Genomic DNA, 25,344 nt, shown 5'->3' with positions numbered 1-25,344 from the left:
TTTTCACCCTCGGCCATCTCCACACCGCCGTGCCGCTCGAGGCCGACGCCCTGGACGCCCCCGACCCGAGCCGCCAGTGGGCGCTCGCCGCGCTCGGCGCGCTCCTCACTGGGACCGCAGTCCTCCACTTCGGTCAGCACGCCGACGCTCCCGATCCGATGGTCGTGGCGGCGACCGTCGGTCCCGCCGTCGGCGTCCTCGCCTACGGCCTCTGGTTCTGGCGGGGCAGCCAGACGGCGCCCCGCGGCGATGCCGTGTTCGTCTGGGCGGTCGGCGGCGCCGGCCTCGTGCTGGCGCTCGACCTCTGGGCCGTCTACGCGAACGCCTACGGCAGCATCGCCATCCAGCACGTGTTCGTCCAGCACTCCAGTGTCGGCGCGCTCGGCGGCGCCGTCGCCGGCACGTACGCCGAACGGGACCGCTGGCGCGCTCGCTCCCGGCTGCGGCTGCTGCGGGCGCTGGACTCGGCGATGGACGGCATCGCCGTACTCGACGACGACCGCACCATCAGGTACGCGAACTCGTCGTTCGCCGCTACGCACGGCGTCGACGACGCGTCGGCCGTCGTCGGACGGAGCTGGCGGACCTCGTACCCGCCGGTAACCCGGGAGCGAGTCGCTGAAGTACTCGACGAACTCGACGAGGGCGACGACGACGCCTGGCAGGGGACGGTGACGGCAGCACGCGACGACGACACCACGTACCCCCAGGAGGTGTCGATGTCGACCGTCGAGGACGGCTACGTCTGGGTGTGCCGGGACGTCACGCGCCGCGAGGAGCGCGACCAGCGGCTGCGCGTGCTGAACCGCGTGCTCCGCCACGACACCCGGAACGCCCTGAACGTCGTGCTCGGCCGGACCGACAGACTGGCCGCACAGGTCGACGAGAGCGACGTCGAGGAGGACATGACGGCCGTCCGGGAGGCGGCCGAGAGTCTCCTCGACACCAGCGAGAAGGCCCGCCGCCTCGAGGACGCCCTCGCCCGCGACGACGCGGGCGCCGAACCCGTCGACGACCTCGTGGGCCACGAAGTGACGGCTGTCCGCAAGGAACACCCCGACGCGACAATCACCGTCTCCGGGTCCGCAGACGCCCTCGTGGACGAGCGGCTCCGGCTCCCCGTCCACGAACTCCTGATGAACGCCGTCGAACACACCACGTCGGCGACGGAGACGGTCGCCGACGGCTCGCAGCCCCGAGGGGACGGCGGGAACGGCGGCGAGCACGCCGGCGGCGACTCGCCGCGCGTCGAAGTGTCGGTGTCCAGCGACCCGCTGACGGTGCGGGTCAGCGACGACGGCCCCGGGATTCCGGAGAACGAGCGCCGCGCGCTCTCGGGCGTCGAGGAGACACCCCTCCAGCACGGGTCGGGCGTCGGTCTCTGGCTCGTGTACTGGGTGGTTAGCCAGACCGGCGGTGCCGTGGAAGTGGCCGACGGCGACGTGGTGCTCCGGCCGGCGGGAAAGAACTAAACCGCCACCACGAGTTGGATTTCGGCAATGACTGGGACGGCGACGGTTCTCGTGGTCGAGGACGAGCGCGAACTCGCAGACCTGTTCGCCGACTGGCTGGCCACCAGCTACGACGTCCGGACGGCGTACACTGCCGACGGCGCGCTCGCCAAGCTCGACGACGCGGTGGACGTCGTGTTGCTCGACCGGCGCCTCCCCGAGCGCTCCGGCGACGACGTCCTCGACGAGATCCGGACCGAGGGGTACGACTGCCAGGTCGCGATGGTCACGGCCGTCGACCCCGACTTCGACGTGCTCGAACTGGGAATCGACTCCTACGTCGTGAAGCCCGTCGAGCGCGCCGAACTCGATGACCTCGTGAGCCGGCTGCTCGCGCGGTCGCTGTACAGCGAGGAGGTCCAGGAGTTCTTCGCGCTGGCGTCGAAGCGCGCCACGCTCGAGACGTCGAAGTCCGCCGACGAGCTGGCGGAAAACGACCGCTACGACGAACTGTGTGCGGCCATCGAGGAGACGCGCGACGGTCTCGACACCCTCGTCGAGGACCTCGACGACGACGACTTTCTGGCAGTCATCCGCGGGCTCGGCGTCGGCGACGAGGAAGAAGACACGGCCACAACATCTTAACGGCTGACCGCCCCGTGACCACGCGTGGCAGCAGAGCCCAGCGAACCGGTCGTGCTGTACGTCACGGCCGCAGCGCGGAGCCGCGCGGCCGGCGAACGCGCCCTCCACAGTCGTGGAGACCTCCAGGCGCTGGCGGTGGCCGACGCCGACGCGGCCGCCGAGCGCGTCGCGGACGGCGTCGACTGCGTCGTGGTCGAGCACGACGAGGAGCCGCCGGCGACCGACGCGCTCGCGGTGCTGTCGGCGGTCCGGTCGGTCGACCCGACGGTGCCCGTGGTCGTGCTGGAGCGCGCGACCGGCTCGTCGGTGGCGGCCGACGCCATCGGTCACGACGTCACCGAGTACGTCCGCGAGACGGACTCGACAGACGCGCTGGCGACCGTCGCCGGTGCCGCCGAGGAGGCCGCGTCGTCGTACCGCGCCGAACAGGAGGTCGCGATGGTCAACGACATCGCGCGAACCGTCTACGAGCGGGTCACGGACGGCTTCTTCGCGCTGAACGCCGACTGGGAGTTCACGTACCTGAACGCCGCCGCCGAGGACAGCCTCGAGGTCGACCGCGAGGACGTGCTCGGCCGGAACATCTGGTCGGCGTTCCCGGAGGCGGCCGACCACGCGTTCTACGACGAGTACCACCGAGCGATGGCGTCGCAGGAGCCGGTGACGTTCCGCGAGCACTTCCCGCCGCTGGGCAAGACCTTCGAGGTGCGGGCGTTCCCCGCCGAGAACGGCCTCTCCGTGCACTTCCGGACGGTCGTCGACGAGGACGCGCCGGCCCGCGACAACCACCTGCTGGAGCTGACGAAGGTGCTGTCGACGGACCTGTCGGCGTCTCTCGACCGACTGCGGGCGGACCTGGCTGCCGTCGAGGCGGCCCGCGACGGTGACGAGAACGTCGACGGCGACCCGGTCGCGGACGCCGAGCAGTCAGTCGAGCGGATGGCAGACCTGGTCGCGCGAGCCGAGGCACTCGCCCGCGACCCCACGGGTAACTACACGGGCGACGAGTAGGTCAGCCGTCAGGGAGCGAGGAGAAGGAGGACGAGGAGAAGAAGGGGTGTCCCGGCCGTCAGGTCAGCGATATCTCGTAGTCGGTGAGGTTCTCGTAGCCGTCCTCGGTGACGACGACGATGTCCTCGATGCGGACGCCGCCCTCGCCGGGCTCGTAGAGGCCGGGTTCGATGGTGATGACGTGGCCGGGACGGAGTTCGTCCCCGCCGCGGGAGATAGAGGGCATCTCGTGGACGTCGAGGCCGACACCGTGGCCCGTCGAGTGGATGAACCCGGACTCGGTCTCGGGGTCCGTGAAGATGCTCGGGTAGTCGTGGTCGTCGAAGACGTCGACGACGGCCTGATTGACGTCCTCGCCGGTGACGCCCGGCTCGATGGCGTCCAGTGCAGCCTCGAAGGCCTCCCGCGTGACCTCGTAGCGCTCGCGGTGGGCGTCGCCCGGATCGCCGTTCGCGAACGTCCGAGTCATGTCGCTGTGGTACTTCGAGTCCTTGTTCCGCGGGAAGATGTCGACGATGATGGGGTCGTCGGCTGGCAGCGGGCCGCTGCCGCGCTCGTGGGCGTCGGCCGCCTGCGGGCCGCCCGCGACGATGGTGTCGTCGAGCGCGCAGCCGTGGCGCAGCAACTCGATCTCGATCTCCTGCTGGACGTACTCGCTGGTGAGTGGCTCGCCGTCTTCGCGGACGAGCACGCCGTCCTCGCGGTCGGCGCCGCGGATGAGTTCCTCTGCGCGCGCCATCGCCGCCTCGTTCGCGCGCTGGGCCTCGCGGACGTGCTCGACTTCCTCCTCGGTCTTCGTCGCGCGGATGTCCTGCACGACGTTGTCGTCGTCGGATTCGACGGCGACGCCGTGGTCGCGCAGCGCGTCCGCGACGCCGACCGGGAACCGGCCGCCGACCGCCAGCGACTCGCAGCCGAGGTCGGCGACGAACTCGGCGAGCACGCGGTCTTTGGCTTCCTGCGGGCCGTACTCCTCTCGCTTCGCCCGGAGGTCGTAGTCGGAGTGGCGGGCGACGACGTCCGCGCGGGCCTCCTTGCTCGCACGACCGTACTCCAGCGAGGAGACGAGGACGCCCGTCTGCTCGGGCGTGTAGACGGCGAAGAACGGGTCCGGCGCGCCGAACCCCGCGACGTAGTAGAGGTCTGAGTTCGAGTCGTCGTCGTGGAAGGCGTAGCCGTCGAGGCCGCCGTCGTCGAGGAACTCGTCGAGCCGCGAGAAGTCAGGGTCCATGCGACTCCGTGTGCGGGGCGGCGCCTAAACGCTACCGCCTCCGGAACCGGGGCCCGGTCGCCGTGGCGACGGCGGGACCGGTCGGCTGCGGTGCCGGCGCCGGAATCCTCATGCCGTGGGCCGCCCTCCCGGCGGGTATGCACGCGACAGTCTCGACGTCCCGGGTACGGGGCCGGGCGCGAGCACCGCCGTCGAAGAGCTACACGCACCGCGCGCTGCTGGCGGCGGGCTACGCCGACGGCGACACGGTCGTCCGCGACCCGCTGGTGAGCGCCGACACGCGCGCGACGGCTCGGGCCGTCGACCTGCTCGGCGGCGAGACGGAACGACTCGACGGCGGGAACTGGGCCGTGACTGGGTTCGGCGGCCGACCCGCGGTCCCGGACGACGTCGTCGACTGCGCGAACTCGGGGACGACGATGCGACTGGTGACCGGCGCCGCCGCGCTCGCCGACGGCACCACCGTCCTGACCGGCGACGAGTCCCTGCGGTCGCGGCCACACGGCCCCCTCCTGGAGGCGGTCTCCGGGCTCGGCGGGACGGCGCGCTCCACCCGCGCGAACGGACAGGCGCCGCTGGTCGTCGACGGCCCAATCTCGGGCGGGCCGGTGTCGATGCCCGGCGACGTCTCCAGCCAGTTCGTCACGTCGCTGCTGCTGGCCGGCGCGGCCACCGGCGACGGCGTCGAGATCGAGCTGACGACCGAGCTGAAGTCCGCGCCGTACGTCGACATCACCCTCGACGTGCTGGAGGCCTTCGGCGTGGACGCCCACGAGGCTGCGCCGGGGTACCGGGTGCCGGGCGGCCAGACCTACGACCCCGAGAGCGGCGACTACGCCGTCCCCGGCGACTTCTCGTCGGCGTCCTACCTGCTCGCGGCGGGCGCGCTCGCTGCCGAGGACGGCAAACCGGTCGTCGTCGAGGGGATGCACCCGAGCGCGCAGGGCGACGCCGCCATCGTCGACGTCCTCGAACGGATGGGCGCGAACGTGGACTGGGACGAGGACGCGGGCGAGATTGCCGTCCAGCAGTCGGACCTGTCGGGTGTGTCGGTCGGGGTCGCGGACACCCCGGACCTCCTGCCGACCATCGCGGTGCTGGGCGCGGCCGCCGACGGCACGACCCGCATCACGGACGCCGAACACGTCCGGTACAAGGAGACCGACCGCGTGAGCGCAATGGCCGAGTCCCTCACGAAGCTGGGTGCGAGCGTCGAGGAACACCAGGACGAACTGGTCGTCCACGGCGGCGACAGTGATCTGTCGGGCGCGAGCGTCGACGGCCGCGGTGACCACCGGCTCGTGATGGCGCTGGCGGTCGCCGGCCTCGTCGCCGACGGCGAGACGACCATCGCCGGTAGCGAACACGTCGACGTCTCCTTCCCCGGGTTCTTCGACGTGCTCGACGGCCTCGGCGCGAGCGTCGACGCGTAGGCGGCCACAAGACGTATTCTGTCCCGTTTCTAGACGCCAGTAGTGCCTTCCAGACGTGCCTTCCTCGCGAAGACGACGACGGCGGTGGCGGCCGGCGCGGCGACGGCCGGCTGCATCGGCGGGCTCTTCGAGTCCGGGACGACGGCGTACCTCCAGTTCAAGTCCGTCTCCGTCTCGTGGACCGAGGACACCCAGTGGTATCAGGCCGACGTGCTGGACGTCGCTCACCGCGTCGGGGAGGCGACAGTCGAAGGCTACTACGACCCCGAGTACGCCGCCAGCGCCGTCCAGCCGGCCACCCGAATCGAGGTCAGTGCGGACCTCCACGACCGGCTCGCTCGGGAGTTCGACGAGGTCGACTACGTGCTCGGCGCCTGCGGCGAGGGGGGCGCCGTCGCCTGTCTGAACCAGCGGGCCGGCCGCGAGGACTTCAACGCGGCGCCGCTGACCGGTCGCGTGACGGTGGCCGACCGCGACGACCAGTTCGACGTGCTGGACGCCGAACCGGACGAGTACGCCGTCGATGAAGTCGCGCTCCGGGAGCGTGCGTACGACGAGTGGGTAGACGGCTGACGGCGGTCGACTGCGCCTGGTCTCGGTTTCGTCGTCCTGTGGGACGGTAGCACTGCTGTAGCGCACGGGAGGTTTTTGGTCCGGCTGGCTGTCGGTGGACGCGTGTTCGAAGACGACCGCGCAGGCGAGCTCGCCGGCGACGAGTTCGCGGACGGACTGCTGGCGCCGGACTACGACGGGTACTGCTTCGCGAACGTTCCCGGGGCGGCAGCCGACCGGCTCGGCGTCGACCTCGGCAACGGCCTCCCCGAGGACGTGTTCGCGACGGGTCACGACGACCCCTCGCACGTCGTCGTGCTGTTCGTCGACGCCCTCGGCTACCGGCAGTTCGAGCGCGTCGCCGGCGACGTGCCGTTCCTCCGGGCGTTCCGGGACTCCGGCCGGGTGACGCCGCTCACGTCGACGTTCCCCTCCGAAACCGCGGCCTGCGTGACGACGATGGCGACCGCCAGCGACCCCGTCGAGCACGGGCTGCTCGGCTGGAACGCCTACGACCCGGCGGCCGACGCCGTCTACGAGACGCTGCCGTACGCAGCCAAAGACGGCGGCGAGCTGTCCGTGCAGCCCGACGATCTGTTCGACCGCCCGGCGGTGTACAGCCGGCTGGCCGACGCCGGTGTCGACCCCAGCGTTGTCGAGCCCGACTACGGCCCCGGGTACGGCGACGCCGCGACCGCGGGAGCGTCGGTCACCCACTACGAGCGCACGACCGAGTTCGCGCTCGCACTCCGCGACGTGCTCCGCGAGGCCGACGCGCCGTCGTACACGTACGCCTACTACCCGCTCGTGGACGCGGCCGCACACGAGCACGGTCCCGAGAGCGACCACGCCGACGCGCAGGCGGCCGCCGTCGGGGACGCGCTCCAGCGGGCGTTCGGGCGGCTGGCACCGTCGGTCGCCGACGAGACGCTCGTCTGTCTCGTCGCCGACCACGGACAGGTGAACGTCGCCGACAACACCGTCGCCCTCGAATCGACGGGAGTGCTGGAGCACGTCCGGACCGACCGGTCGGGGACGCCGCTCGCGCTCGGCGGCCCCCGGAACCTTCACCTTCGCGTCACCGACGAGGCGGCTGCCAGAGAGCGGCTTTCCGGCCTCGACGCCGTCGTACTGGGTCGCGACGAAGCGCTCGACGCAGGCCTGTGGGGACGGGGCGACCCGGGACCGGCGTTCGAACGGAATGCCGGCGACCTCCTCGTGATTCCCCGTGACGGGATGGTGCTACCGACCCGGGACGACCCCGAGTGGGGATTCGCCGGCATGCACGGCGGCCTCGGCCCCCAGGAGGCCGTCGTGCCGTTCGGGGTGGCGTGGGCGTCCGACCTCGCCTGACCAACGACGCCGGCGTCTCTGCAGCCAGTCCGAGACTCCCCGGCCGCCCGACTGGCCGCGTCCGGGACCCTTCCACACACCGGGACTGAAGGGAATAGTTATCCCGCGGATGACCGTACTCGATGCCGACTACCGTTCGATGTCCGAGTACCCCGAAACCGAGCGACTGGCCTCGCTGTTCGACGAAGGACCCGATGCCATCCTCGTCGTCGACGAAGACAGCCGCATCCGGCGCGCGAACGACCGGGTGCGAGACCTCTTCGGCTACGAGCCCGAGGAACTCGTCGGCTCGTCGGTCGGCGTCCTCGTCCCCAACGACGTCGACGACCACGCGTCCCTCGTCGACGCCTACTTCGAGGACTCCGAGTCACGTCCGATGGGTGCCGGACTCGAACTGCAGGCTCGCCGGAAGGACGGGTCGACGTTCCCCGTCGACATCAGTCTCAGCCCCGTCGAGAGCGAGAGCGGCGAGAGTGCTGCCGCAATCGCCGCGGTGCGCGACGTCAGCGAGCAGCAGTCGCTGCGCCGGAAGTACCGGACGCTCCTCGACACCGCGCCCGACGCCGCGTTCGTCGTCGCCGTCGACGACGGCGAGGTCCTGGAAGCGAACCGCGCCGCAGCAGCACTCGTCGGCGAACCCGAAGACGACCTCGTCGGCCGCCACTACAGCGACGTCTTCCCGGAGGGGCCGAACGGCCGGTACGTCGACCTCTTCTCGCTGGACCCGGGCGAGCGCGTGCGGAGCTCCCGCTTCGAGAACGGCGACGACATCCTCGTCGTCACCGACGACGGCGACCGGGTGCCGGTGGAGGTGAGCGCCCAGCGCGTCAACGTGGTCGACGACGGCGTGGTGCTGGCGATGCTGCGGGACGTCTCCGAGCGACGCGAGTACGAGCGCGAACTGAACCGGCAGATCGACCGCCTCGAGCGCGTCGCACAGGTGCTGTCCCACGACCTCCGCAACCCACTGAACGTCGCCGAGGGGAACGTCGAGCTCGCCATGGAGACCGGCGACACCGACCGGCTGCGCGCCGTCGAGTCCGCCCACGACCGGATGCGGGAGATCATCGAGGAGGCGCTGACGATGGTTCGAACCGGCTCCGACATCGAGACCGTCGACGCCATCGACGTCGGCGAGTTCGCGGCCCAGTGCTGGGCGAACGTCGCCACCGACAGCGCCAGCCTCGACATCGTTGCGCCGGGCATCGTGTACGCCGACGAGGAGCGGTTCAGCCACCTCTTCGAGAACCTCTACCGGAACGCCATCGAGCACGGCGGCGAGAACGTGACCGTGCGGGTCGGCGTCACGGACAGCGGGTTCTTCGTCGAGGACGACGGCCCCGGGATTCCGCCCGAGGACCGCGAGTCGGTCTTCGAACTGGGCTGGACGACCGAGGACGTCGGGAGCGGGCTCGGCCTGAACATCGTCGCCGACATCGCCGCCGCCCACGACTGGACACCGACCGTCACCGACAGCGACAGCGGCGGCGCACGCTTCGAGTTCTCGGGCGCCAGAGCAGCACCGTACGACGAATCGTTCACGGTACGCGACGACGGCGGCGAGAACGGCGGCCAGAGCGAACGCGAGGACCCCCAGCGGTAGCAACTGAGTCTGACTGGAGCCACCGAGTCGGACCGGACGTCCGTCGCCTCCGTCTCCCAGCGTGGCGACCGGGCGGCACCACCCGGTCCGAACTGCCGGCGGTGTCCGTTGCACGGACTGCAAGTCATAAGCCCCTCGCGCCGTATCCTCAGACAATGAACGGCAATCGGTTCGGTCGCCTCTTCGAAGTGACGACGTACGGCGAGAGCCACGGTGCCGGGATGGGCGTCGTGGTGTCGGGGTGTCCGGCTGGCGTGGCACTCGACGAGGAGACGGTCCAGCGGGAGCTCGACCGGCGGAAGCCCGGTCAGTCGATGATCACGACCTCCCGGGGCGAACCCGACGAGGTCTCCATCCAGTCCGGGCTCCAGGACGGCTACACGACCGGGACGCCGCTCGGGATGACCATCGAGAACAAGGACGCTCAGTCCGGGAAGTACGAGCCGTTCGTGACGGCGCCCCGTCCCTCGCACGGCGACTACACGTACTCCGCGAAGTTCGGGACCCGGAACTGGGGCGGCGGCGGCCGGTCGTCGGCCCGCGAGACCGTGAACTGGGTGGCTGCGGGCGCGGTGGCGAAGGCGGTGCTCGAGCAATCCGACCACGACGTGCAGGTCAAGGCTCACGTCAACCAGATCGGGGACGTCGAAGCGCCGGACGTCTCCTTCGAGGAGATGCTCGAGCATAGCGAGGAGAACGAAGTGCGGTGTGCCGACCCCGAGACCGCCGAGGAGATGCGGGACCTCATCGACGACTACCAGGAGCGCGGCGACTCGATCGGCGGGTCCATCTACTTCGAAGCTCGTGGGGTTCCGAGGGGGCTCGGCGCGCCGAGATTCGACGGCGTGCCCGCACGTCTCGGGCAGGCGATGTTCTCGATTCCCGCGACGACGAGCGTCGAGTTTGGCCTGGGTCGGGAGGCCCGCTCCGTGGCAGGCAAGCAGCGCAACGAGGACTGGACGTTTGCGGAGGGTGACGAGGAGGAAATCGTCGCCGACGAGGGCGACCCGATTCCGGAGGGCAACGACCACGGCGGCCTCCAGGGCGGCATCACGACCGGCGAACCCATCTACGGCGAGGCGTCGTGGCACGCGCCGACGTCGATTCCGAAGACCCAAGAGACGGTCGACTGGGAGACCGGCGAGGAGAAGGAGGTCACCGTGACCGGCCGGCACGACCCGTCGCTGCCGCCGCGAGCGGTGCCGGTCGTCGAGGCGATGCTGTACTGCACGATTCTGGACTTCATGCTGCTGGGTGGCCGCATCAACCCCGACCGGCTGGACGGCCAGCCCGGCGAGTACGACACCGACTACCACCCGAGCAGCCCCCGGAACGAGTAGGAGTTTCACTCGCGGGGAGCGTTCGTCAGCGAAGTTGCTTTCCCGGTGGCGTCCCGAGTGCCGGTCGATGGACGCCGAACAGGAGACCCGGCAGAACCCCTACGGGATGGACGAGGACTGCCGGAACTGTCCCGGCCTCTGCGACCAGCGCGAGCGCGTCGTCCACGGCTACGGCGACGTCGGCGCGGACTTCGTGTTCGTCGCCGAGTCGCCGAGCGCCGCCAGCGAGGACGCGGGCGTGCCCCTCGTCGGCGACGAGGCGGGCGAACGCTTCCAGCACATCCTGGGAAGTGTCGGCCTGAACTACTCGCTGCCGTCGAGCACCGAACCGGAGCTGGAGAACGCGTACGTGACGTACCTCACCCGGTGCCGGCACCCCGACCGTGCGGCCACCGACGGGGAGGTCCGGGAGTGCGAGCCGTACCTCAACGCCGACGTCCGGATGATCAACCCCGAGGTGCTGGTGCCGATCGGGCAGCGCGCGCTCACCGAACTCGGCGAAGAGTACACGACGAAGCCGGCGGAGAGCATGGACGTCGAGGACCTGCACGCGTCGACGGTCCGCGGGCGTGGATTCGAGCTCGTACCGATGGTCCACCCGCGGGAGCAGACCGACGAGCAGACCGAGGCGTGGATCGACTTCTTCCTCGAGTTCCGGGACACCGACTACCGCCAGACGAAGGGGCGGCGGAACCGGTAGCTGGCGAGCGCAGCGTGTAGAGGTGTTCTCTACGGTGATTCCGGGACCTACCAGTACGGGGTGCGGTCTGTGCCGCCCGCGCCGGTGACGCCGGTGAGCACGACGGCGACGACGAGGAGGGCGACCAGTGCTGCTGTCACGGTCTGTGGCAGCGACGACGCCAGTGCCGGTGTGGACGCGAGCGCGCCGCCGACGCCGACGGCGATGGTGAGAATCGCAGCGGCAGCGGCGAGCGTGCCGAGCAGTCTCTCGGATGGCATGGACGGGCTGGACTGCGGCGGCTGTGAACTTAGACCCCCGGGACGCGAACGGTGGCTGTAGGGCTTCTGGGGATGCGAACGGTGGCTGTAGGACTTCTGGGGATGCGAACGGTGGCTGTGAGACCGCGGGACGCGAACAGGGGTCGTGGGTGGTCCGAACGAGTCAGCGGGGTTGGAGTCAGCGAGGTCGGGGGTCGAGCAGGTGCCGTTCCGTACCACGCCGTTCAAGCCACGGGAGCACGGACTGCGAGGTATGACCGTCGTCGCCGTACTGGTGGACCCGCCGCGTGACGGACTCGTGTTGCCCGACCTCCCCGCCGAGACGCCGCTGTCCGCCGCCGAGGCGACCCGGCTCTACGAGGCGATGGTGTCGGACCTCCTGCTCGCCGTCGCCGAGAGCGGCGGCGACCTGCTCGTGAACTACCGCAGTGACGACCAGCTCCCCGACGAGCACGTTCCCGCGGGCGCCGATGCCGAAGCCGAAGTGCGGGCGCTCGTGGCGGACGTCCTCGACGACGACCAGCTGGAGGACGTCCGCGTGGAGGTGCAGGTCGGGTCGTCCCGCTCGGCGCGCGTCGGGAACACGGTCACGCACCTGCTGGAGACCGAGGGCGTGCAGTCCGCTGCCGTCCTGGAGCCCGACGCGCCGACGCTGCTCCGGAAGGACGTCGACAGCGCCGCGATGAAGCTCCGCCGCAGCGAGGTCGTGCTCGGGCCCGCCGACGACGGCGACATCTACTTCGCTGGGTTCACCGAACCCGTCGACTTCGAGAACGCGCTGTCGGCGCCGGCGCTCGAGAACCTGAACGCGCGAGCCGTCGACGCCGGCCACGACGTGGACTTCCTCCCGGGACGCCGTCGGGTAGAGTCGGCTGGCGCCCTCCGGACGCTCGTGTCGGAACTCCGGGCGCGCCGGGCCGCGAGCCGGCTGGTCCCGGCGTACACGACGGCGCTCGTGGAGGACCTCGGCCTCCGCGTCGAAGGCGGAGACGGGGACAGCAGCGAACCGACGCTCACACTGGAGTAGAGCAATCGAGGTGGCTGGGCGGGAGAGCACACCACCCCGGCCCCGAATTTCGAGTGTTCTGCTGGCGGAGACGCCACTGGCCGACGAGCGCGCACCCGGTGGTTCCGGGGGCACCCCACTCTGCAAGTGTTCTCGGAGAGCGGTGTGGAGGGACGGACCTGCGGGAGCGGCCCACCCCCATCTTTCGAGTGTTCTGCTGTGGACGCACGGCAGTTGGGCGAGACTGTGAACGCACGACAGTCGAGCAGGAGTGTCGACATACGGAAGTCGGGTAGGAGAGCAGGAGAACCGGTCGGAGTGGTCAGGCCACAGGGTCGTCGGCGTCCGCGATGGCTTCCTGGACCATCGCGGCGTCGACGTCGAGTTCGTACTCGAAGAACTGGCCGCCGCCGCGGCCGTAGTTGCGGTCGTGCTGGCGGAGGAACCCCAGCATCGAGAGGTCGTTGAGGTGGTCGTGGACGCTGCGCTGGCTGAGCGGCTCCGAGGCGTACTCGGCGGCGACGTCCTCGTACACCTCGTAGAGCTCTTTCGCACGGACGGGCGTGTCGCCTGCGACGGCCGTCTGGGTGACAGCCAGCAGGACGTACTGGCCGTGGGTCGTGAGGTCCTTGATGGAGTCTTTGATGCGCCCCCGCTCCACGCGCTCGACCGCCGTGTCCACGTCCGCCTCGCTGACGGTCTCGCGCTCGTCCTCGATGGCGACGTTCACGGACTCCCGCAGGAGGTCGATGGCCTGCCGCGCACTCCCGCGGTCGCGAGCAGCGAGCGCGGCGCACTGCGGGATGACTCCCTCGTCGAGCACACCGTCGCTGAGCGCGCGGTCGGCGCGGTCGTCGAGAATCGTGACGAGTTCGTTCGCGTCGTACGGCGGAAACTTGATCTCGCGCTCGCAGAGCGTGTCCTGGACCTTCGGCGAGAGGTCGTTGCGGAACGTGTAGTCGTTCGAGATGCCGACGACCGCGACCTGCGAGTCCTCGATGTTGCCGTTCGTCTTCGCGCGCGGGAGCTGGTACAGCAGCATGTCGTCGTCGCCGAGGTTGTCGATCTCGTCGAGGACGATGAGCACTGTCCCTTCGCGCTCCTCGATTTCGTCGAACAGCGCGTTCAGCACGTCCGACGTCGAGAGCCCCGTGGTCAGTGGGTCTCGGTCGGTGTCCGCGCGGAGCTCGTTCACGAGCGCGATCGCCGCCTGGTACGACGACGGGTGGTGGTGGCAGTTCACTTCGACGCTCGCGACGCTGTCGACGCCGTCCCGGTCTTCTGCCTCGTACTCCAGGGCGTCCATCATGTACCGGGTGACGGCGGTCTTCCCGACGCCGGTCTTCCCGTAGACGAAGACGTTGTCGGGCTCCCAGCCGTCGACGACGTCCTGGAGCGCGTTGGCGTACTGGTCGATCTCTTCGTCGCGTTCGAGGATCTCCTCCGGCTCGTAGTGGTCCTTGAGGACATCCTTGTTCGCGAACAGCTCGACGCGGTCCCGGAACGGCGTCTTCATCGCTACGGCTACCTTCCAGCCACCCCACAATAATAGTTTGGTTCTGGAGTTTCGGCTGTTTCGGGAGTTCTCTCCTTTTCGGCGGGCTGTCGTGACCGGAGAACACCCCCAGAAAGAGCCTTTACACGCAGTCAGTCGCGAGTTCGCGGCGGCGTCGTTTGTATCCGGCTATCTCTCCCGACTCACCCGACAGTCGTTCACCAAGAACACTTGCAAATCGGGGTGGCCGTCCCCACCTTCCCGCCCAGGCCTCCCACCGCCGGGACAGAACACTCGAAATCCGGGGTGGGGGCCACGTCTCCCGCACAACGACAGTTTCAACCCTCACCCTGTCCAACCTCCTCCCGCACGGTGAGGTGGCAGAGCGGCCTATTGCGCCGGTCTTGAAAACCGGTGGCGTCATGCCTCCTGGGTTCGAATCCCAGCCTCACCGCTTCTTCCGACGCTGACTCTCTAGTCCGCCACCCCCACGGCTACCTGGTGGCCCGGAGAACGACGTGCTCCTCGCCCCTCGCGGCGACCTGCACTCGCTGGAACACCGACAGGTGTGGGTCGAGGTCGAGCGCGTCGTGGTGGACAACCCACAGCGTCCCGCTGTCGACCAGCACGCGTCGGGCGCCGTCGAACAGCTCCCGGAGGACCGCGTCGCCGGCGTGCGTCGGCGGATTGCAGAGCACGGTGTCGAAACGCTGGTTCTTCACGCCGGCAGTGCCGTCGGCCGTCACCACCTCGCCGTCGACTCCCGAGGCGGAGAGACTGCACTCGGCACACCGGGTCGCCACGCGGTCGTCGTCGGTCAGTGTCACCGAGCAGTCGGCCGCACTCCCGGCCCAGACGCCCGCTGCACCGTAGCCACAGCAGAGGTCGAGCACGCGGTCGCCGTCCGCGACGTCGGCCGTTTCCAGCAGCAACCGAGTGCCGTGGTCCAGCCTGCCCGCGGCGAACACGCCGGGCACGGACACGAGCGAGAGGTCGACACCCCCGACCGTCGCGGACAGCCGCCGCGGCTCGACGAACGAGCGGTCGTCCAGCAACCCGGAGGCGGGCCGAGACGCGACCAGCACCGAGCAGTCCCCCACTTCGGCGGCCGTCTCGACACTCCCGGCGAGGTCGCCGAGCACGTCGGCGAATCTCCCGAGCCCGCTTCGCTCGCGGGCCGCCACGAATAGCTGGCCGCCCGGACGCAGGCACGCCAGCGCGCCCACCAGTCGCTGTTTCGCCACGGGCAGTGGGGTGTAGGACTTCGGCGCGTACGCGGCCACGTCGACGTCACCGCTTCGAGCCCGGTCAGCGCCGCTACCAGAATCTCTCCCCCAGAGCTCGGCAACGTTCGCGACATGAACGGCTCCGCCGACACCATTCCGGGCGGCATTTGCCTCGCAGAGCCCGGCCGCTCGAGCGCTGGATTCGGTCACGGCCACCGCCGCGGCGGCGTCGGCCAGCACCACCGCCGGAACGCCGTAGTTACCCTCCACGACCAGGAGCCGGCCCAGGTCACGTCCCCAGAGTACCTCGACGAGCGCCAGCTCTGCGGCCCGGAACTCGTCGGGCGAACAGACGCCTGCTGCGGTCTCGAACTCGTAGGTGTCTCGCGGGGCGTCGACGCGCGCGGCGAGTGCGAGGTCGGCATCCCGACTCGGCGCGTCCTCGTTCCTGTCGCCCCTTCGTTCGCCACTTGCAGCGGTGCCGTCGTGGGTCACGGCGACACCTCCAGTCGGCCGCGAGAATCCCACTGCTGCCCGGATTCCTGTTGGTAGTAGGGCTGCCGATGGTGGTGCGGTCGCTGGTGGTGGTGCGATTGCTGGTGGTCGGATTGCTGGTGCAGTCGCTGTGAACGGTTCGGCGGTCTCGTCGGTCGGGTTGCGTGCATCTGAGTCGAGTGTGGCTCGCTGGCTGCGGTCTGTGGGTGAGACAGCGCACGCATCGCTCCGCTGCCGACGGCCACGGCGGCACAGACGGCGACGAGCCTCGGTACCGAGGGTTCGAGGGTGGAAACACCGAGAGAACGGCAGGCCTCCAGCTACGGGCGGGGCGTGCCCGGGTGCCGGACAGCGTGACGACGCGAACCGCGACCGCGCGCGAGTGGTCGGCGTCCGCGGCGCCCACAGCCGGCGAGCCGGTCGCTCGCTCGCCCCGCGACCGCTACTGCGGGACGATGGACGACCTGAGGGGCCTGTTCAACGTATCCAGAACTGCGCAGCCGACGCACTTCAGGGTTCGGGGTCCGGGGCCCGCTCCCATCTCCGACCGCTCCGTGAGACAGCGCACCGGTGCTGGTTTGAACCGGCACCCCGAACGCCGACGCGATGAGTGGTCTGCCGGCGGACGGCCCGGCACTTCTCCAGCGCCGGCAGGTCGGCGTGTACGCCGTCGCCGTGGCGCTCGCGGTTGCGACGGCCGTCGCCAGCCCGGGGTCGACAGACGCGATCGAAGCGGCCATCGGGCCGGTGCTCGCGGCCCTGCTGTACGTGACGTTCCTCGAGATTCCGTTCGTTCGGCTGCGGGCGGCGTTCACGAACACCCGGTACCTCGGCGCAGCGCTGGGGATGAACTTCCTCGTCGTCCCGGTCGTGGTCTGGGGACTCGCCCGGTTCCTGCCGGCCGACCCGGCGGTTCTGGTCGGCGCGCTCCTGGTCCTGTTGACGCCCTGCATCGACTACGTCATCACCTTCACAGACCTCGCGGGCGGCGACGCCGAACAGGTCACGGCGACCACGCCCGTCCTGATGCTCGTGCAGCTGCTGTTGCTCCCGGTGTACCTCTGGCTGTTCGTCGGCCCGCAGGTCGCGGCGGTCGTCGAACCCGGGCCGTTCGTCGACGCCTTCCTCACCATCATCGCCGCGCCGCTAGTGCTCGCGTGGCTCACGGAGTACTGGGCGGAGCGGTCGCGGGCCGGCGGGCGCTGGCAGGCGGCGATGGCGTGGCTGCCGGTGCCGATGCTCGGCGTCACGCTGTTCGTCGTCGTCGCCTCACAGCTCCCGCGCGTCCGGAACTCCATCGGTGAGTTCGCGGCCGTCGTCCCCGTCTACGCCGCTTTCCTCGTCGTCGTGCCCGTGCTCGCGCGGGTCGCTGGCGGTGTGCTCGACCTGGACCTCGGGGAGCGGCGCGCGCTCGTGTTCACGTCCGTCACCCGGAACTCGCTGGTCGTGTTGCCGCTCGCACTCGCACTCCCCGCCGAGTACGCCGTCGCGCCGGCCGTCGTCGTGACTCAGACGCTCGTCGAACTCTCGGGGATGGTGGTGCTGACGAGGGTCGTGCCGGCCTACCTGCTGCCAGCGCCGTCGGCCACCGGCCGTCCGGCTGACGCCGATTGAGAAACCGTTTTGAGGCCAGCGGGGGACGTTCGGGGTATGGCAGAGATGGAAGACCCCTCGGGGCGGGACTGGGTCCACGACCCGGACGGCGAGAAGGGCAGCGAGGGCGGCCGCAAGTACGGGCTGGCGGTGCTCTCGAAGATGACCGTGGAGGGCGAGGACTTCCCCCTCGACGTCGCTTCGTTCGTCGAGGAGTACGGCGAGCACCCGGTCCGACTCAACCACCAGACGGTCGTGTCGGTGTCCGAGATCTTCGAGCACGTCGACGCCGACGAGTTCGAGACGAAAGTCGACTTCCACAAGAAGGTCGGCGCAGCGCTCCAGGCGGCGGACTTCCTGGACTACCACCCCAGCGAGTAGTCGCGTAGACCGCGTCGGAGGTAAAGTCAGCGAAACGGTGGCGGCGGCAAAACGTTGGCGGCGAAACGGTGGCGGCGGCAAAACGTTGGCGACGAAACGTTGGCGGCGGCAGTAGTGGAGAACAGTTCGCTGCTTACTGCGGGTCGTAGCTGCTGTTCGCGTCGTCGAGGCCGACGTCTTCGCGGGCGGCCCACGCCGCCATCTCGGAGCTCTCGGCCTGTACTTTCTCCTCGAGGAGGTTGACGGCCACGGCGTTGGCGCCCTCGGGGATGATGATGTCGGCGTGGCGCTTCGTCGGTTCGATGAACTGCTCGTGCATCGGCTTGACCGTCGTGAGGTACTGGTCCATCACGCCCTCGAGCTCGCGGCCGCGCTCGACGACGTCGCGCTCGATGCGGCGGAGGATGCGGACGTCGGCGTCCGTCTCGACGTAGATGTGGAGGTCGAGCATGTCGTTAACGTCCTCGTCGTAGAGCGCGAGGATGCCCTCGAGGACGATGACGTCGGTCGGTTCGACGGTCACGCGTTCCTCCTCGCGGACGTGCTGTTCGAAGTCGTACTGGGGCATCTGGACGGACTGCCCGGAGAGCAGGGCGTCCATGTGTTCGCGGAGCAGCTCCCACTCGAACGCCGACGGGTGGTCGTAGTTGGCGTTCGCGCGCTCCTCGAAGTCGAGGTGTGAGAGGTCCTCGTAGTAGTTGTCCAGTGGGATGAGCGTCACCGAGTCGCCGACGTTGTCGGTGATCTCGCGGGCGACCGTGGTCTTGCCGGCGCCCGTCCCCCCGGCGATGCCGATGGCGAACGACGGGATGGTCATTGCTACAGGTGACGCGAGCGAGTCGTGTTGAATGCAGCGTTTCGCGGCCTCGAACCCGAGTATTCCGCACAGCGACACGTCTCGGAGTACCCCCTCGACTCTCCGGCAAGTGACCGCAGCGACTGCTGGCGGGTACCGGGGCCAGCGCGAGCGGGTAACACGAGACTACTCGCGTGGACGAGCACGTTCGCTCCGGTGGGGAGCTCGCAGTCCGCCGCCGGACCCAGAAATCGGGTGCGAAAAACCCCGTTCGAATACGGCGGACAGCCACTAACCACTTGCGGGGACAGCTTTTAGCGAATCTCTCCGTTACTGGAACACATGGCCCAGTTAGCCCTCAGGGACGTGATGTCCCACGAGTTCGTCGGCGTCAGCGAGTCCGACGGGCTGCTCGACGCGGTGGCGCTGCTGCGGGAGGAGAACGCCACGTCGGCGGTGGTGTTGCGGGGGAGCGACCCCGTGGGTATGCTCACCGCGGACACCATCATCGAGGTCGTCGCGGACGAACAGGACCTGTCGACGGTGGATGTCGCGGACGTGATGGCCGACGCGCCGGTGTCGCTGTCGCAGGACGCGACCGTCGCGGAGGCCGGTGACGTGATGGCTCGCACCGGCGACCCGAGCGTGCTCGTGACCAGCGACGACGAGGTGGCCGGTGTCGTGGAAGCCCGGGACATCGCGCCGGCCGTGGCGGGCCGCACCGAGTCGGGCGGGAGCACGCCGGCGACCGGCGGCGCGCCCGGGAGTGTGGCGGGCACCACCGACACCGCCGTCGAGATGGCCGAGTCGACGGGCGAGGAGTTCGCGGACGGGCCGACGGACGAGTACGCCGAGGGTGCCGCGCCGAACGACTACGCCGAGCAGGGCGTCTGCGAGAGCTGCGGGAGTCTCGCCGCCGAACTGGCGAACGTCAACGGCCGACTGCTGTGCACGGAGTGCCGTTCGGTCTGACCGGTAGCGGTCAGCCCGCCCGGGCCGCGCACCGCGCGTCGACAGGGCTACGACGAACTGTTTTACTCGAAACCGAGTACTGGCGTCCCGGGGCGTCTCGCCGTACGGAAACGCATTTACAGACACGTGAAGTCCCTTCGCGTACATGCCGATACGGACCCTCGACGACCTGGCGGCGGCCGACCGCGCGGTCGGGGTGCGCGTCGACATCAACAGCCCGCTGACCGACGACGGCCAGCTGGCCGACGACGCCCGCCTCCGCGCGCACGTCGACACGCTCGCCGAACTACTGGCGGCGGACGCACGGGTCGCCGTACTCGCCCACCAGGGACGGCCCGGCGGCGACGAGTTCGCGCGACTGGAGTCCCACGCCGGCCGGCTCGACGAGCTCCTCGATGCCCCCGTCTCCTACTGCGACGCGACGTTCTCACAGGACGCCCGCGACGCCGTCGCCGGCCTCGACGCCGGCGAGGCCGTCGTCCTCGAGAACACGCGGTTCTACAGCGAGGAGTACATGGAGTTCGAGCCGGCGCGCGCCGCCGAGACGTACCTCGTCGACCGGCTGGCGCCCGCGCTGGACGCGTACGTGAACGACGCGTTCGCGGCCGCGCACCGCTCGCAGCCGTCGCTCGTCGGGTTCCCGGAACACCTGCCCGCGTACGCCGGCCGCGTGATGGCCGAAGAACTCGACGTCCTCGGCGCCGTCGAGGACACCCCGACGCCGCGGACGTACGTCGTCGGCGGCGCGAAGGTCCCGGACTCGGTGACCGTCGCCGAGCACGCTCTCGAGCACGACCTCGCGGACGACGTGCTCGTCACGGGCGTCGTGGCGAACGTCTTCCTCGCGGCCGCCGGTGTCGACGTGGGCCGCGAGTCGACGGCGTTCATCCACGACCGCGGCTACGAGAACGAGATCGCGCGCGCCGGCGACCTGCTGGAGGCGTACAACGACCGGCTCCACCTCCCCGTCGACGTCGCCGTCGAGCGGGACGGAAAGCGACACGAGCTGTCGACCAGCGAGCTTCCCCCGGCGGACGGCGAGTCGGTCCTGGACCTCGGCAGCGAGACCGTCGAGGCGTACGCCGACGTGCTCGCCGACACGGGGACGGCCGTGCTGAACGGTCCCGCGGGCGTCTTCGAGGACGAGCGGTTCGCCGACGGCACACGGGGCGTCTTCGAGGCGGCGTCCCGGGCCGAGTACAGCATCGTCGGCGGCGGCGACACGGCCGCCGCCATCCGACAGTTCGGGCTCTCCGGGTTCGACCACGTGAGCACCGGCGGCGGCGCGGCCCTGCGGATGCTCACGGGCGAGGCCCTGCCCGCGGTCGAGGCGCTTCGGTGACCGTGCCGAGCGACGTCGGGGTCCGGCCGGCGACCGGCGAGGACGTCGACACGGTCGCCGACATGTGGGTCTCGCTCGCCGCCGAGCAGCGCGCCCACGGCTCCCACCTGCTCGCCGCGGAGAACCGCGGCCAGGCCCGGGACCTCGTCGCCCAGTACGTCCACGCCGACGGCGTCGCGGTCGCGGTCCGGGGCGGCCTCGCCGTGGGGTTCGTGATGTTCCACGCCGAGACCGGCCTCTACGAGACCGACGCCACCAGAGGCGTCGTGGACAACGTCTACGTCCGGCCCGACCAGCGCGGCGACGGCCTCGGCAGTGCCTTGCTCGATTTCGCCGAGGACGCGCTGTGCGAGGACGGTGCCGACGTGCTCGCCGTCGAGGCGCTGGCCGCAAACGACGCTGCTCGCCGGCTCTACGAGCGGCGAGGCTATCAGCCACACCGCGTCACCTACGAGCGACCGGCAGACCCCGGTACTTCGGGGGCGGGTGACACGTCGACCGAAAGCGATACGCACTCAAAGGACGACGCGTAATCCCGGAGTGGCGCCAAGGGAGCTTGGGTGGTTCAAGCACTCGATTTGTAATCGAGAGTTCGTGCGTTCAAATCGCACCCTTGGCTCTCGACACCTGCAGACAGTGGCCGCTCGTTCTCGCTGTGACCCGATACTCCGATCGCGGTCTATCCGGCGTGCGCTCCCTAGAGGCAGCCCCAGCTCCGCGGTTCTCACGAACCGGTAACCGGCGTGGACTTACATGTTAGCCACTCGGTTCAAGAGGGGGTACGGGACGACCACTACGGCGCCACGAGGACTACAGATGACTCAGACCCACTCCGGCACGAGCGGCGTGTTGCACCGACTCCGGCGACGCTACGAGTCGTTCATCTGGTGGACGATGGACGCCGTCGGCGTCACCGGCTCCGTCCGCGCGAAAGTACTGATGGCGGTCGGCATCCAGTTCGCGGTTTCGGTCGCGCAGGTCGCAGTGCCGTTCTACCTCTCTGGGACTGTGCGGGCCGCGACGTCCGCCGTCCTCCTGCTCGGGGCGGGGCTTGCGCTCGCGAACACCGTGCTGGTCGTCGAACGCGACTTCGTCGAACCAGTCACCGACCTCCGCGCGGCGGCCACGCGCATCGCGGAGGGCGACCTCGACGGCGACCCGCCGACGGCGAGCCAGCGCGACGAAATCGGGGAGCTCGTTGAGGGGTTCGCGGCGATGCAGAACCACCTCGCAGTGGTCGCCGAGCAGGCGGAGGCGCTGGCCGACCACGACTTCGACGCGCCCGCACTCGAGGAGACGCTGCCCGGCCGGTTCGGCGCGTCGCTGCGCCGGATGACTGCGAGTCTCGACCGCCACATCGACCGCATCGAGGCCGACCGGGAGCGCTCCACACTGCTGAACTACCTCGTCAGCCACGACATTCCGAACGTCGTGAACGTCCTCCGGGGGCGACTCGACCTCGCGCGTCGACGGACCAGAGACCCGGAAGTCGAGGAACACCTCGAGATCGCCGGCCAGCAGGTCGCGGAGATACAGGACGTCTGTGGCGTCGTCGGGAAGCTCACCCGGGACGGGGGTTCGTCGTCCATCGACGTCGCCGACATCCTCCGGGACGAGGTCTCGCGCGTCGAGGGCACGTTCCCGGACGCCCGCGTGGACGCCGACATCCCCGACGGCCAGTGTTCCGTCCACGGCAACGAACTGCTGAACTCCGTGTTCCGGAACCTCGTCACGAACGGCATCGAGCACAACGACTCCGCGACCCCGGAGGTCTCTGTCGACGTGACTCGCGAGGACGAGGCCGTCGTGGTCCGCGTCGCCGACAACGGCCCGGGGCTGGACGTCGAAGACTCCGAGGCGTTCTTCGAGAGCCGGTCGGTCGGCACCGGACTCAACATCGTCCACACGGCGGTGCGGACGTTCGGCGGCACCGTGACGGTCGGCGAGAGTGACGCCGGCGGAACCGAGTTCGTCGTCGAACTCGCGCGACACGGCGAGACGGCGAAGCCGCCGGAGGGCGACCGCGTACCGGTCCCCCAGACGGACTGAGAACGGAAGACGAACAGCGACGCCGTCGACAGCGTGCGTGCCGTCTTACGGAAGTTCGAGGAGAAAGCCCCGCCCTTCAGGGCGGGGATGAATCCGACAACTCCTGCGCGAACTACGCTTGACGTACGGACGGATGTTTTAAGGAACGGGACATTGTACTAATAAGTAACCGAGGCGGTCTACCCGCCCGACTAATCGGACAATATCGGGATTCCTGATTCCGAGCGGAAGACACCTCTTCCGTGCCGGAACACAGGGTGTCAGCAGTAAGAAGTACCTCTGAATCCCATGCCGGGATAGGAGTAACGGCTGATTGGCACAGCCAGTAGTCGTCATCATGGCGACTACAAACCTTGAACATCCCAAACCAGCGGCGCGGTGCCGTGGGAATCTTCGCCCTTCAGGGCGGAGAGGATGTCAATCTTTCATCTCGCGGGCGATGATGTTCTTCTGGATCTCCGTGGTGCCCTCGTAGATCTGGGTGATTTTCGCGTCGCGGTAGAACCGCTCGACGTCGAAGTCGTTGACGTAGCCGGCGCCGCCGTGGATCTGGACCGCTTCGTCGGCGACCTCGACGGCGACCCGGGACGCGAACTCCTTGGCCATGGAGGCGAGCGCGGTGAGCTGTTCGTCGCGGTTCTCGACGCTCCAGGCGGACTTCAGGGTGAGCGTGCGCGCGGCTTCGGTCTTGGTCTCCATCTCGGCGAGTTTGTGCTCGATGGCCTGGAACTCGGAGATGGGGCGGCCGAACTGCTCGCGTTCGAGGGCGTAGTCGAGCGCGCGCTCCTTGGCGCCGCGGGCGATGCCGACGCCCTGTGCGGCGACCATCGTCCGGGTCTCGTCGAAGAACTGCATCAGCTGGAGGAAGCCGCCGCCGGGCGTGCCGATGAGGTTCTCCTCGGGGACGCGGACGTCGTCGAGGATGAGTTCGGCGGTGTCCGAGGCGCGGATGCCGAGCTTGCCCGTAATCTTGTCGGCCTGGAAGCCGTCGCGGTCGGACTCGACGACGATCTGACTGAAGCCGTTGTAGCGGCCGCTGGCGTCCGGGTCGGTCTTGCAGAGCACGACGAAGAAGTCGCCGACCGAGCCGTTCGTGATCCACATCTTGTTGCCGTTGATCACCCACTCGTCGCCGTCTTTCTCGGCGGTAGCCGAGACGCTGGAGACGTCCGAGCCGGTGTCGGGCTCGGAGATGGCCGACCCCATGATGGCGTCGCCGGTGGTGATGGGTTCGAGGAAGCGTTCTTTCTGGTCCTCGGTGCCGAACGCCATGATGGCTTCGGCGCCGAAGCCGGCGCTGGAGACACAGAGGCCGATGCCGGGGTCTGCGGCGAACAGTTCCTCGACGATGATGGCGGTCTCCACCGGGGAGTAGCCGGCGCCGCCGTACTCCAGCGGGATGCTGGGGCCGAGCAGGCCGGCGTCGGCGGCCTTGTCCATGACCTCGTGGGGGAACTTCTCGGCCTCGTCGTACTCGCTGGCGACCGGTTTGATCTCGTTCTCGGCGAAGCGTTGCACCTCGTCGCGGATGGCTTGCTGCTCGTCGGTGAGTCCGAAGTCCATGCCCTAGTGTACCGCACACCGGGACAAAAGCTCTCGTAAACGGGGGACAATTCCCCGGCGGTTCTCGCCCCCACCGTACTGACAACTATCCAACTAAAACTGCCTTCCGGAAACCACCATAAGGAAGCCGGGTCAACGGGTGAACGCATGTCCGATTACGAACTGCCGCCGCTGCCGTACGACTACGACGCACTCGAACCCCACATCAGCGAACAGGTGCTCACGTGGCACCACGACACCCACCACCAGGGCTACGTGAACGGCTGGAACGCCGCCGAGGACACCCTCGAAGCGAACCGCGAGTCCGGCGACCACGCCTCCACGGCCGGCGCGCTCGGCGACGTCACGCACAACGGCTCCGGGCACATCCTCCACACGCTGTTCTGGCAGTCGATGAGCCCCGAGGGCGGCGACGAGCCGTCCGGCGAGCTCGCCGACCGCATCGCCGAAGACTTCGGCTCCTACGACGCCTGGAAGGCCGAGTTCGAGACCGCGGCCTCCGCAGCCGGCGGCTGGGCGCTGCTCGTCTACGACCCGCACGCGGAGCGACTCCGGAACGTCGCCGTCGACAAGCACGACCAGGGCGCCCTCTGGGGCAGCCAGCCGGTCCTCGCCCTCGACGTCTGGGAGCACTCCTACTACCACGACTACGGCCCGGACCGTGGCAGCTTCGTCGACGCCTTCTTCGAGGTCGTCGACTGGGACGAGCCCAGCGAACGCTACACGCAGGCCGTCGAACGCTTCGAGTAACGCCGCATCCGCCCGCTGTCTCGGCCCACCCATCGGCCACGCGAGGTCAGCCCGCCAGTCCGGCGGCGCCCTGTCAGCCGACTGGCCCGCCCGGTTC

The 25,344-nt window shown here is 69.5% G+C and carries 23 protein-coding genes and 2 tRNA genes; 19 read left to right on the top strand and 6 right to left on the bottom strand.

The window, feature by feature from the left end:
• Window positions 1–29 precede the first annotated feature (29 nt).
• The 3 genes from LT971_RS06925 to LT971_RS16515 are packed head-to-tail and all read left to right on the top strand — an operon-like array spanning window position 30 to window position 3,107.
• Window positions 30–1,472, top strand: coding sequence for a sensor histidine kinase (locus LT971_RS06925; RefSeq protein WP_237006116.1), 1,443 nt, complete (start codon window positions 30–32; stop codon window positions 1,470–1,472).
• 27 nt (window positions 1,473–1,499) lie between these two features.
• Entirely contained in the window at window positions 1,500–2,096 is a 597-nt protein-coding gene (locus tag LT971_RS06920) for a HalX domain-containing protein (RefSeq protein ID WP_237006115.1), read from the top strand.
• A gap of 24 nt (window positions 2,097–2,120) precedes the next feature.
• The gene (locus LT971_RS16515) at window positions 2,121–3,107 is read left to right on the top strand and encodes a PAS domain-containing protein (protein WP_237006114.1); all 987 of its coding nucleotides are present in this window, start codon (window positions 2,121–2,123) and stop codon (window positions 3,105–3,107) included.
• Between the two features lie 58 nt (window positions 3,108–3,165).
• Here the strand turns inward: LT971_RS16515 and LT971_RS06910 are convergent, their stop codons facing one another.
• Window positions 3,166–4,338 (bottom strand): M24 family metallopeptidase, encoded by a 1,173-nt coding sequence (locus LT971_RS06910; RefSeq protein ID WP_237006113.1) that lies wholly within the window; start codon window positions 4,336–4,338, stop codon window positions 3,166–3,168.
• A gap of 137 nt (window positions 4,339–4,475) precedes the next feature.
• Between LT971_RS06910 and aroA the strand changes: the two genes are divergently transcribed.
• The 6 genes from aroA (at window position 4,476) to LT971_RS06880 (ending at window position 11,319) form a co-directional block, all read left to right on the top strand.
• Window positions 4,476–5,771, top strand: coding sequence for a 3-phosphoshikimate 1-carboxyvinyltransferase (aroA, locus tag LT971_RS06905; protein WP_237006112.1), 1,296 nt, complete (start codon window positions 4,476–4,478; stop codon window positions 5,769–5,771).
• A gap of 42 nt (window positions 5,772–5,813) precedes the next feature.
• Window positions 5,814–6,344, top strand: coding sequence for a twin-arginine translocation signal domain-containing protein (locus tag LT971_RS06900; protein ID WP_237006111.1), 531 nt, complete (start codon window positions 5,814–5,816; stop codon window positions 6,342–6,344).
• Window positions 6,345–6,446: 102 nt separating this feature from the next.
• A complete protein-coding gene (locus tag LT971_RS06895; protein WP_237006110.1) occupies window positions 6,447–7,676 on the top strand; it encodes an alkaline phosphatase family protein in 1,230 nt (409 codons plus the stop codon).
• A gap of 109 nt (window positions 7,677–7,785) precedes the next feature.
• Window positions 7,786–9,279, top strand: coding sequence for a PAS domain-containing sensor histidine kinase (locus LT971_RS06890; RefSeq protein ID WP_237006109.1), 1,494 nt, complete (start codon window positions 7,786–7,788; stop codon window positions 9,277–9,279).
• Between the two features lie 155 nt (window positions 9,280–9,434).
• The gene (aroC, locus tag LT971_RS06885; RefSeq protein WP_237006108.1) at window positions 9,435–10,619 is read left to right on the top strand and encodes a chorismate synthase; all 1,185 of its coding nucleotides are present in this window, start codon (window positions 9,435–9,437) and stop codon (window positions 10,617–10,619) included.
• A 67-nt stretch (window positions 10,620–10,686) separates the two neighbouring features.
• Window positions 10,687–11,319 carry a uracil-DNA glycosylase gene (locus LT971_RS06880; protein ID WP_237006107.1) on the top strand — a complete coding sequence of 211 codons (633 nt, stop codon included), beginning with the start codon at window positions 10,687–10,689 and terminating at the stop codon, window positions 11,317–11,319.
• A gap of 47 nt (window positions 11,320–11,366) precedes the next feature.
• Here LT971_RS06880 and LT971_RS06875 read toward each other — a convergent pair whose 3' ends face one another.
• The gene (locus LT971_RS06875; RefSeq protein ID WP_237006106.1) at window positions 11,367–11,579 is read right to left on the bottom strand and encodes a hypothetical protein; all 213 of its coding nucleotides are present in this window, start codon (window positions 11,577–11,579) and stop codon (window positions 11,367–11,369) included.
• 253 nt (window positions 11,580–11,832) lie between these two features.
• Here LT971_RS06875 and LT971_RS06870 point away from each other — a divergent pair, with 253 nt between their 5' ends.
• Window positions 11,833–12,606 (top strand): DUF2064 domain-containing protein, encoded by a 774-nt coding sequence (locus LT971_RS06870; protein WP_237006105.1) that lies wholly within the window; start codon window positions 11,833–11,835, stop codon window positions 12,604–12,606.
• A 301-nt stretch (window positions 12,607–12,907) separates the two neighbouring features.
• On the opposite strand, the gene orc8 is transcribed toward LT971_RS06870, so the two are convergent.
• Complete coding sequence (orc8, locus tag LT971_RS06865; protein ID WP_237006104.1) at window positions 12,908–14,101, bottom strand: DNA replication protein Orc8; 1,194 nt, start codon at window positions 14,099–14,101, stop codon at window positions 12,908–12,910.
• A gap of 350 nt (window positions 14,102–14,451) precedes the next feature.
• Here orc8 and LT971_RS06860 point away from each other — a divergent pair.
• Window positions 14,452–14,534, top strand: a tRNA-Ser gene (locus tag LT971_RS06860).
• A gap of 40 nt (window positions 14,535–14,574) precedes the next feature.
• Here LT971_RS06860 and LT971_RS16510 read toward each other — a convergent pair.
• Window positions 14,575–15,801: a class I SAM-dependent methyltransferase gene (locus LT971_RS16510; RefSeq protein WP_237006103.1), complete on the bottom strand. Its 1,227-nt coding sequence runs from the start codon at window positions 15,799–15,801 to the stop codon at window positions 14,575–14,577.
• 606 nt (window positions 15,802–16,407) lie between these two features.
• On the opposite strand from LT971_RS16510, the gene LT971_RS06850 reads away from it, so the two are divergent.
• Both LT971_RS06850 and LT971_RS06845 read left to right on the top strand, forming a co-directional pair.
• Window positions 16,408–17,415: an arsenic resistance protein gene (locus tag LT971_RS06850; RefSeq protein WP_237006102.1), complete on the top strand. Its 1,008-nt coding sequence runs from the start codon at window positions 16,408–16,410 to the stop codon at window positions 17,413–17,415.
• A gap of 36 nt (window positions 17,416–17,451) precedes the next feature.
• Window positions 17,452–17,775 (top strand): DUF5785 family protein, encoded by a 324-nt coding sequence (locus tag LT971_RS06845; protein ID WP_237006101.1) that lies wholly within the window; start codon window positions 17,452–17,454, stop codon window positions 17,773–17,775.
• Between the two features lie 133 nt (window positions 17,776–17,908).
• Here the strand turns inward: LT971_RS06845 and udk are convergent, their stop codons facing one another.
• Window positions 17,909–18,592: a uridine kinase gene (udk, locus tag LT971_RS06840; protein ID WP_237006100.1), complete on the bottom strand. Its 684-nt coding sequence runs from the start codon at window positions 18,590–18,592 to the stop codon at window positions 17,909–17,911.
• A gap of 321 nt (window positions 18,593–18,913) precedes the next feature.
• On the opposite strand from udk, the gene LT971_RS06835 reads away from it, so the two are divergent.
• The 5 genes from LT971_RS06835 (at window position 18,914) to LT971_RS06815 (ending at window position 22,934) form a co-directional block, all read left to right on the top strand.
• Window positions 18,914–19,543 (top strand): CBS domain-containing protein, encoded by a 630-nt coding sequence (locus LT971_RS06835; protein WP_237006099.1) that lies wholly within the window; start codon window positions 18,914–18,916, stop codon window positions 19,541–19,543.
• A gap of 145 nt (window positions 19,544–19,688) precedes the next feature.
• Window positions 19,689–20,885 (top strand): phosphoglycerate kinase, encoded by a 1,197-nt coding sequence (locus tag LT971_RS06830; RefSeq protein ID WP_237006098.1) that lies wholly within the window; start codon window positions 19,689–19,691, stop codon window positions 20,883–20,885.
• Window positions 20,882–21,418 (top strand): GNAT family N-acetyltransferase, encoded by a 537-nt coding sequence (locus LT971_RS06825; RefSeq protein ID WP_425293265.1) that lies wholly within the window; start codon window positions 20,882–20,884, stop codon window positions 21,416–21,418. Before LT971_RS06830 ends, LT971_RS06825 begins: the two co-directional genes overlap by 4 nt.
• Window positions 21,419–21,430: 12 nt before the next feature.
• Window positions 21,431–21,504: transfer RNA gene (locus LT971_RS06820), tRNA-Thr, on the top strand.
• Window positions 21,505–21,701: 197 nt separating this feature from the next.
• On the top strand, window positions 21,702–22,934 hold the full coding sequence (locus tag LT971_RS06815) for a sensor histidine kinase (RefSeq protein WP_237006097.1): 1,233 nt from the start codon (window positions 21,702–21,704) through the stop codon (window positions 22,932–22,934).
• A gap of 417 nt (window positions 22,935–23,351) precedes the next feature.
• Here LT971_RS06815 and LT971_RS06810 read toward each other — a convergent pair whose 3' ends face one another.
• Window positions 23,352–24,497: an acyl-CoA dehydrogenase family protein gene (locus tag LT971_RS06810; protein WP_237006096.1), complete on the bottom strand. Its 1,146-nt coding sequence runs from the start codon at window positions 24,495–24,497 to the stop codon at window positions 23,352–23,354.
• A gap of 147 nt (window positions 24,498–24,644) precedes the next feature.
• Here LT971_RS06810 and sod point away from each other — a divergent pair, with 147 nt between their 5' ends.
• Window positions 24,645–25,247: a superoxide dismutase [Mn] gene (gene sod, locus LT971_RS06805; protein WP_237006095.1), complete on the top strand. Its 603-nt coding sequence runs from the start codon at window positions 24,645–24,647 to the stop codon at window positions 25,245–25,247.
• Window positions 25,248–25,344 lie beyond the last annotated feature (97 nt).

This window comes from Halobacterium rubrum (assembly GCF_021729015.1).
Lineage (GTDB): Archaea > Halobacteriota > Halobacteria > Halobacteriales > Halobacteriaceae > Halobacterium > Halobacterium rubrum.
The sequence above is the reverse complement of the archived record's forward strand: the minus strand, read 5'-3'. Positions and strand labels throughout refer to the sequence as shown.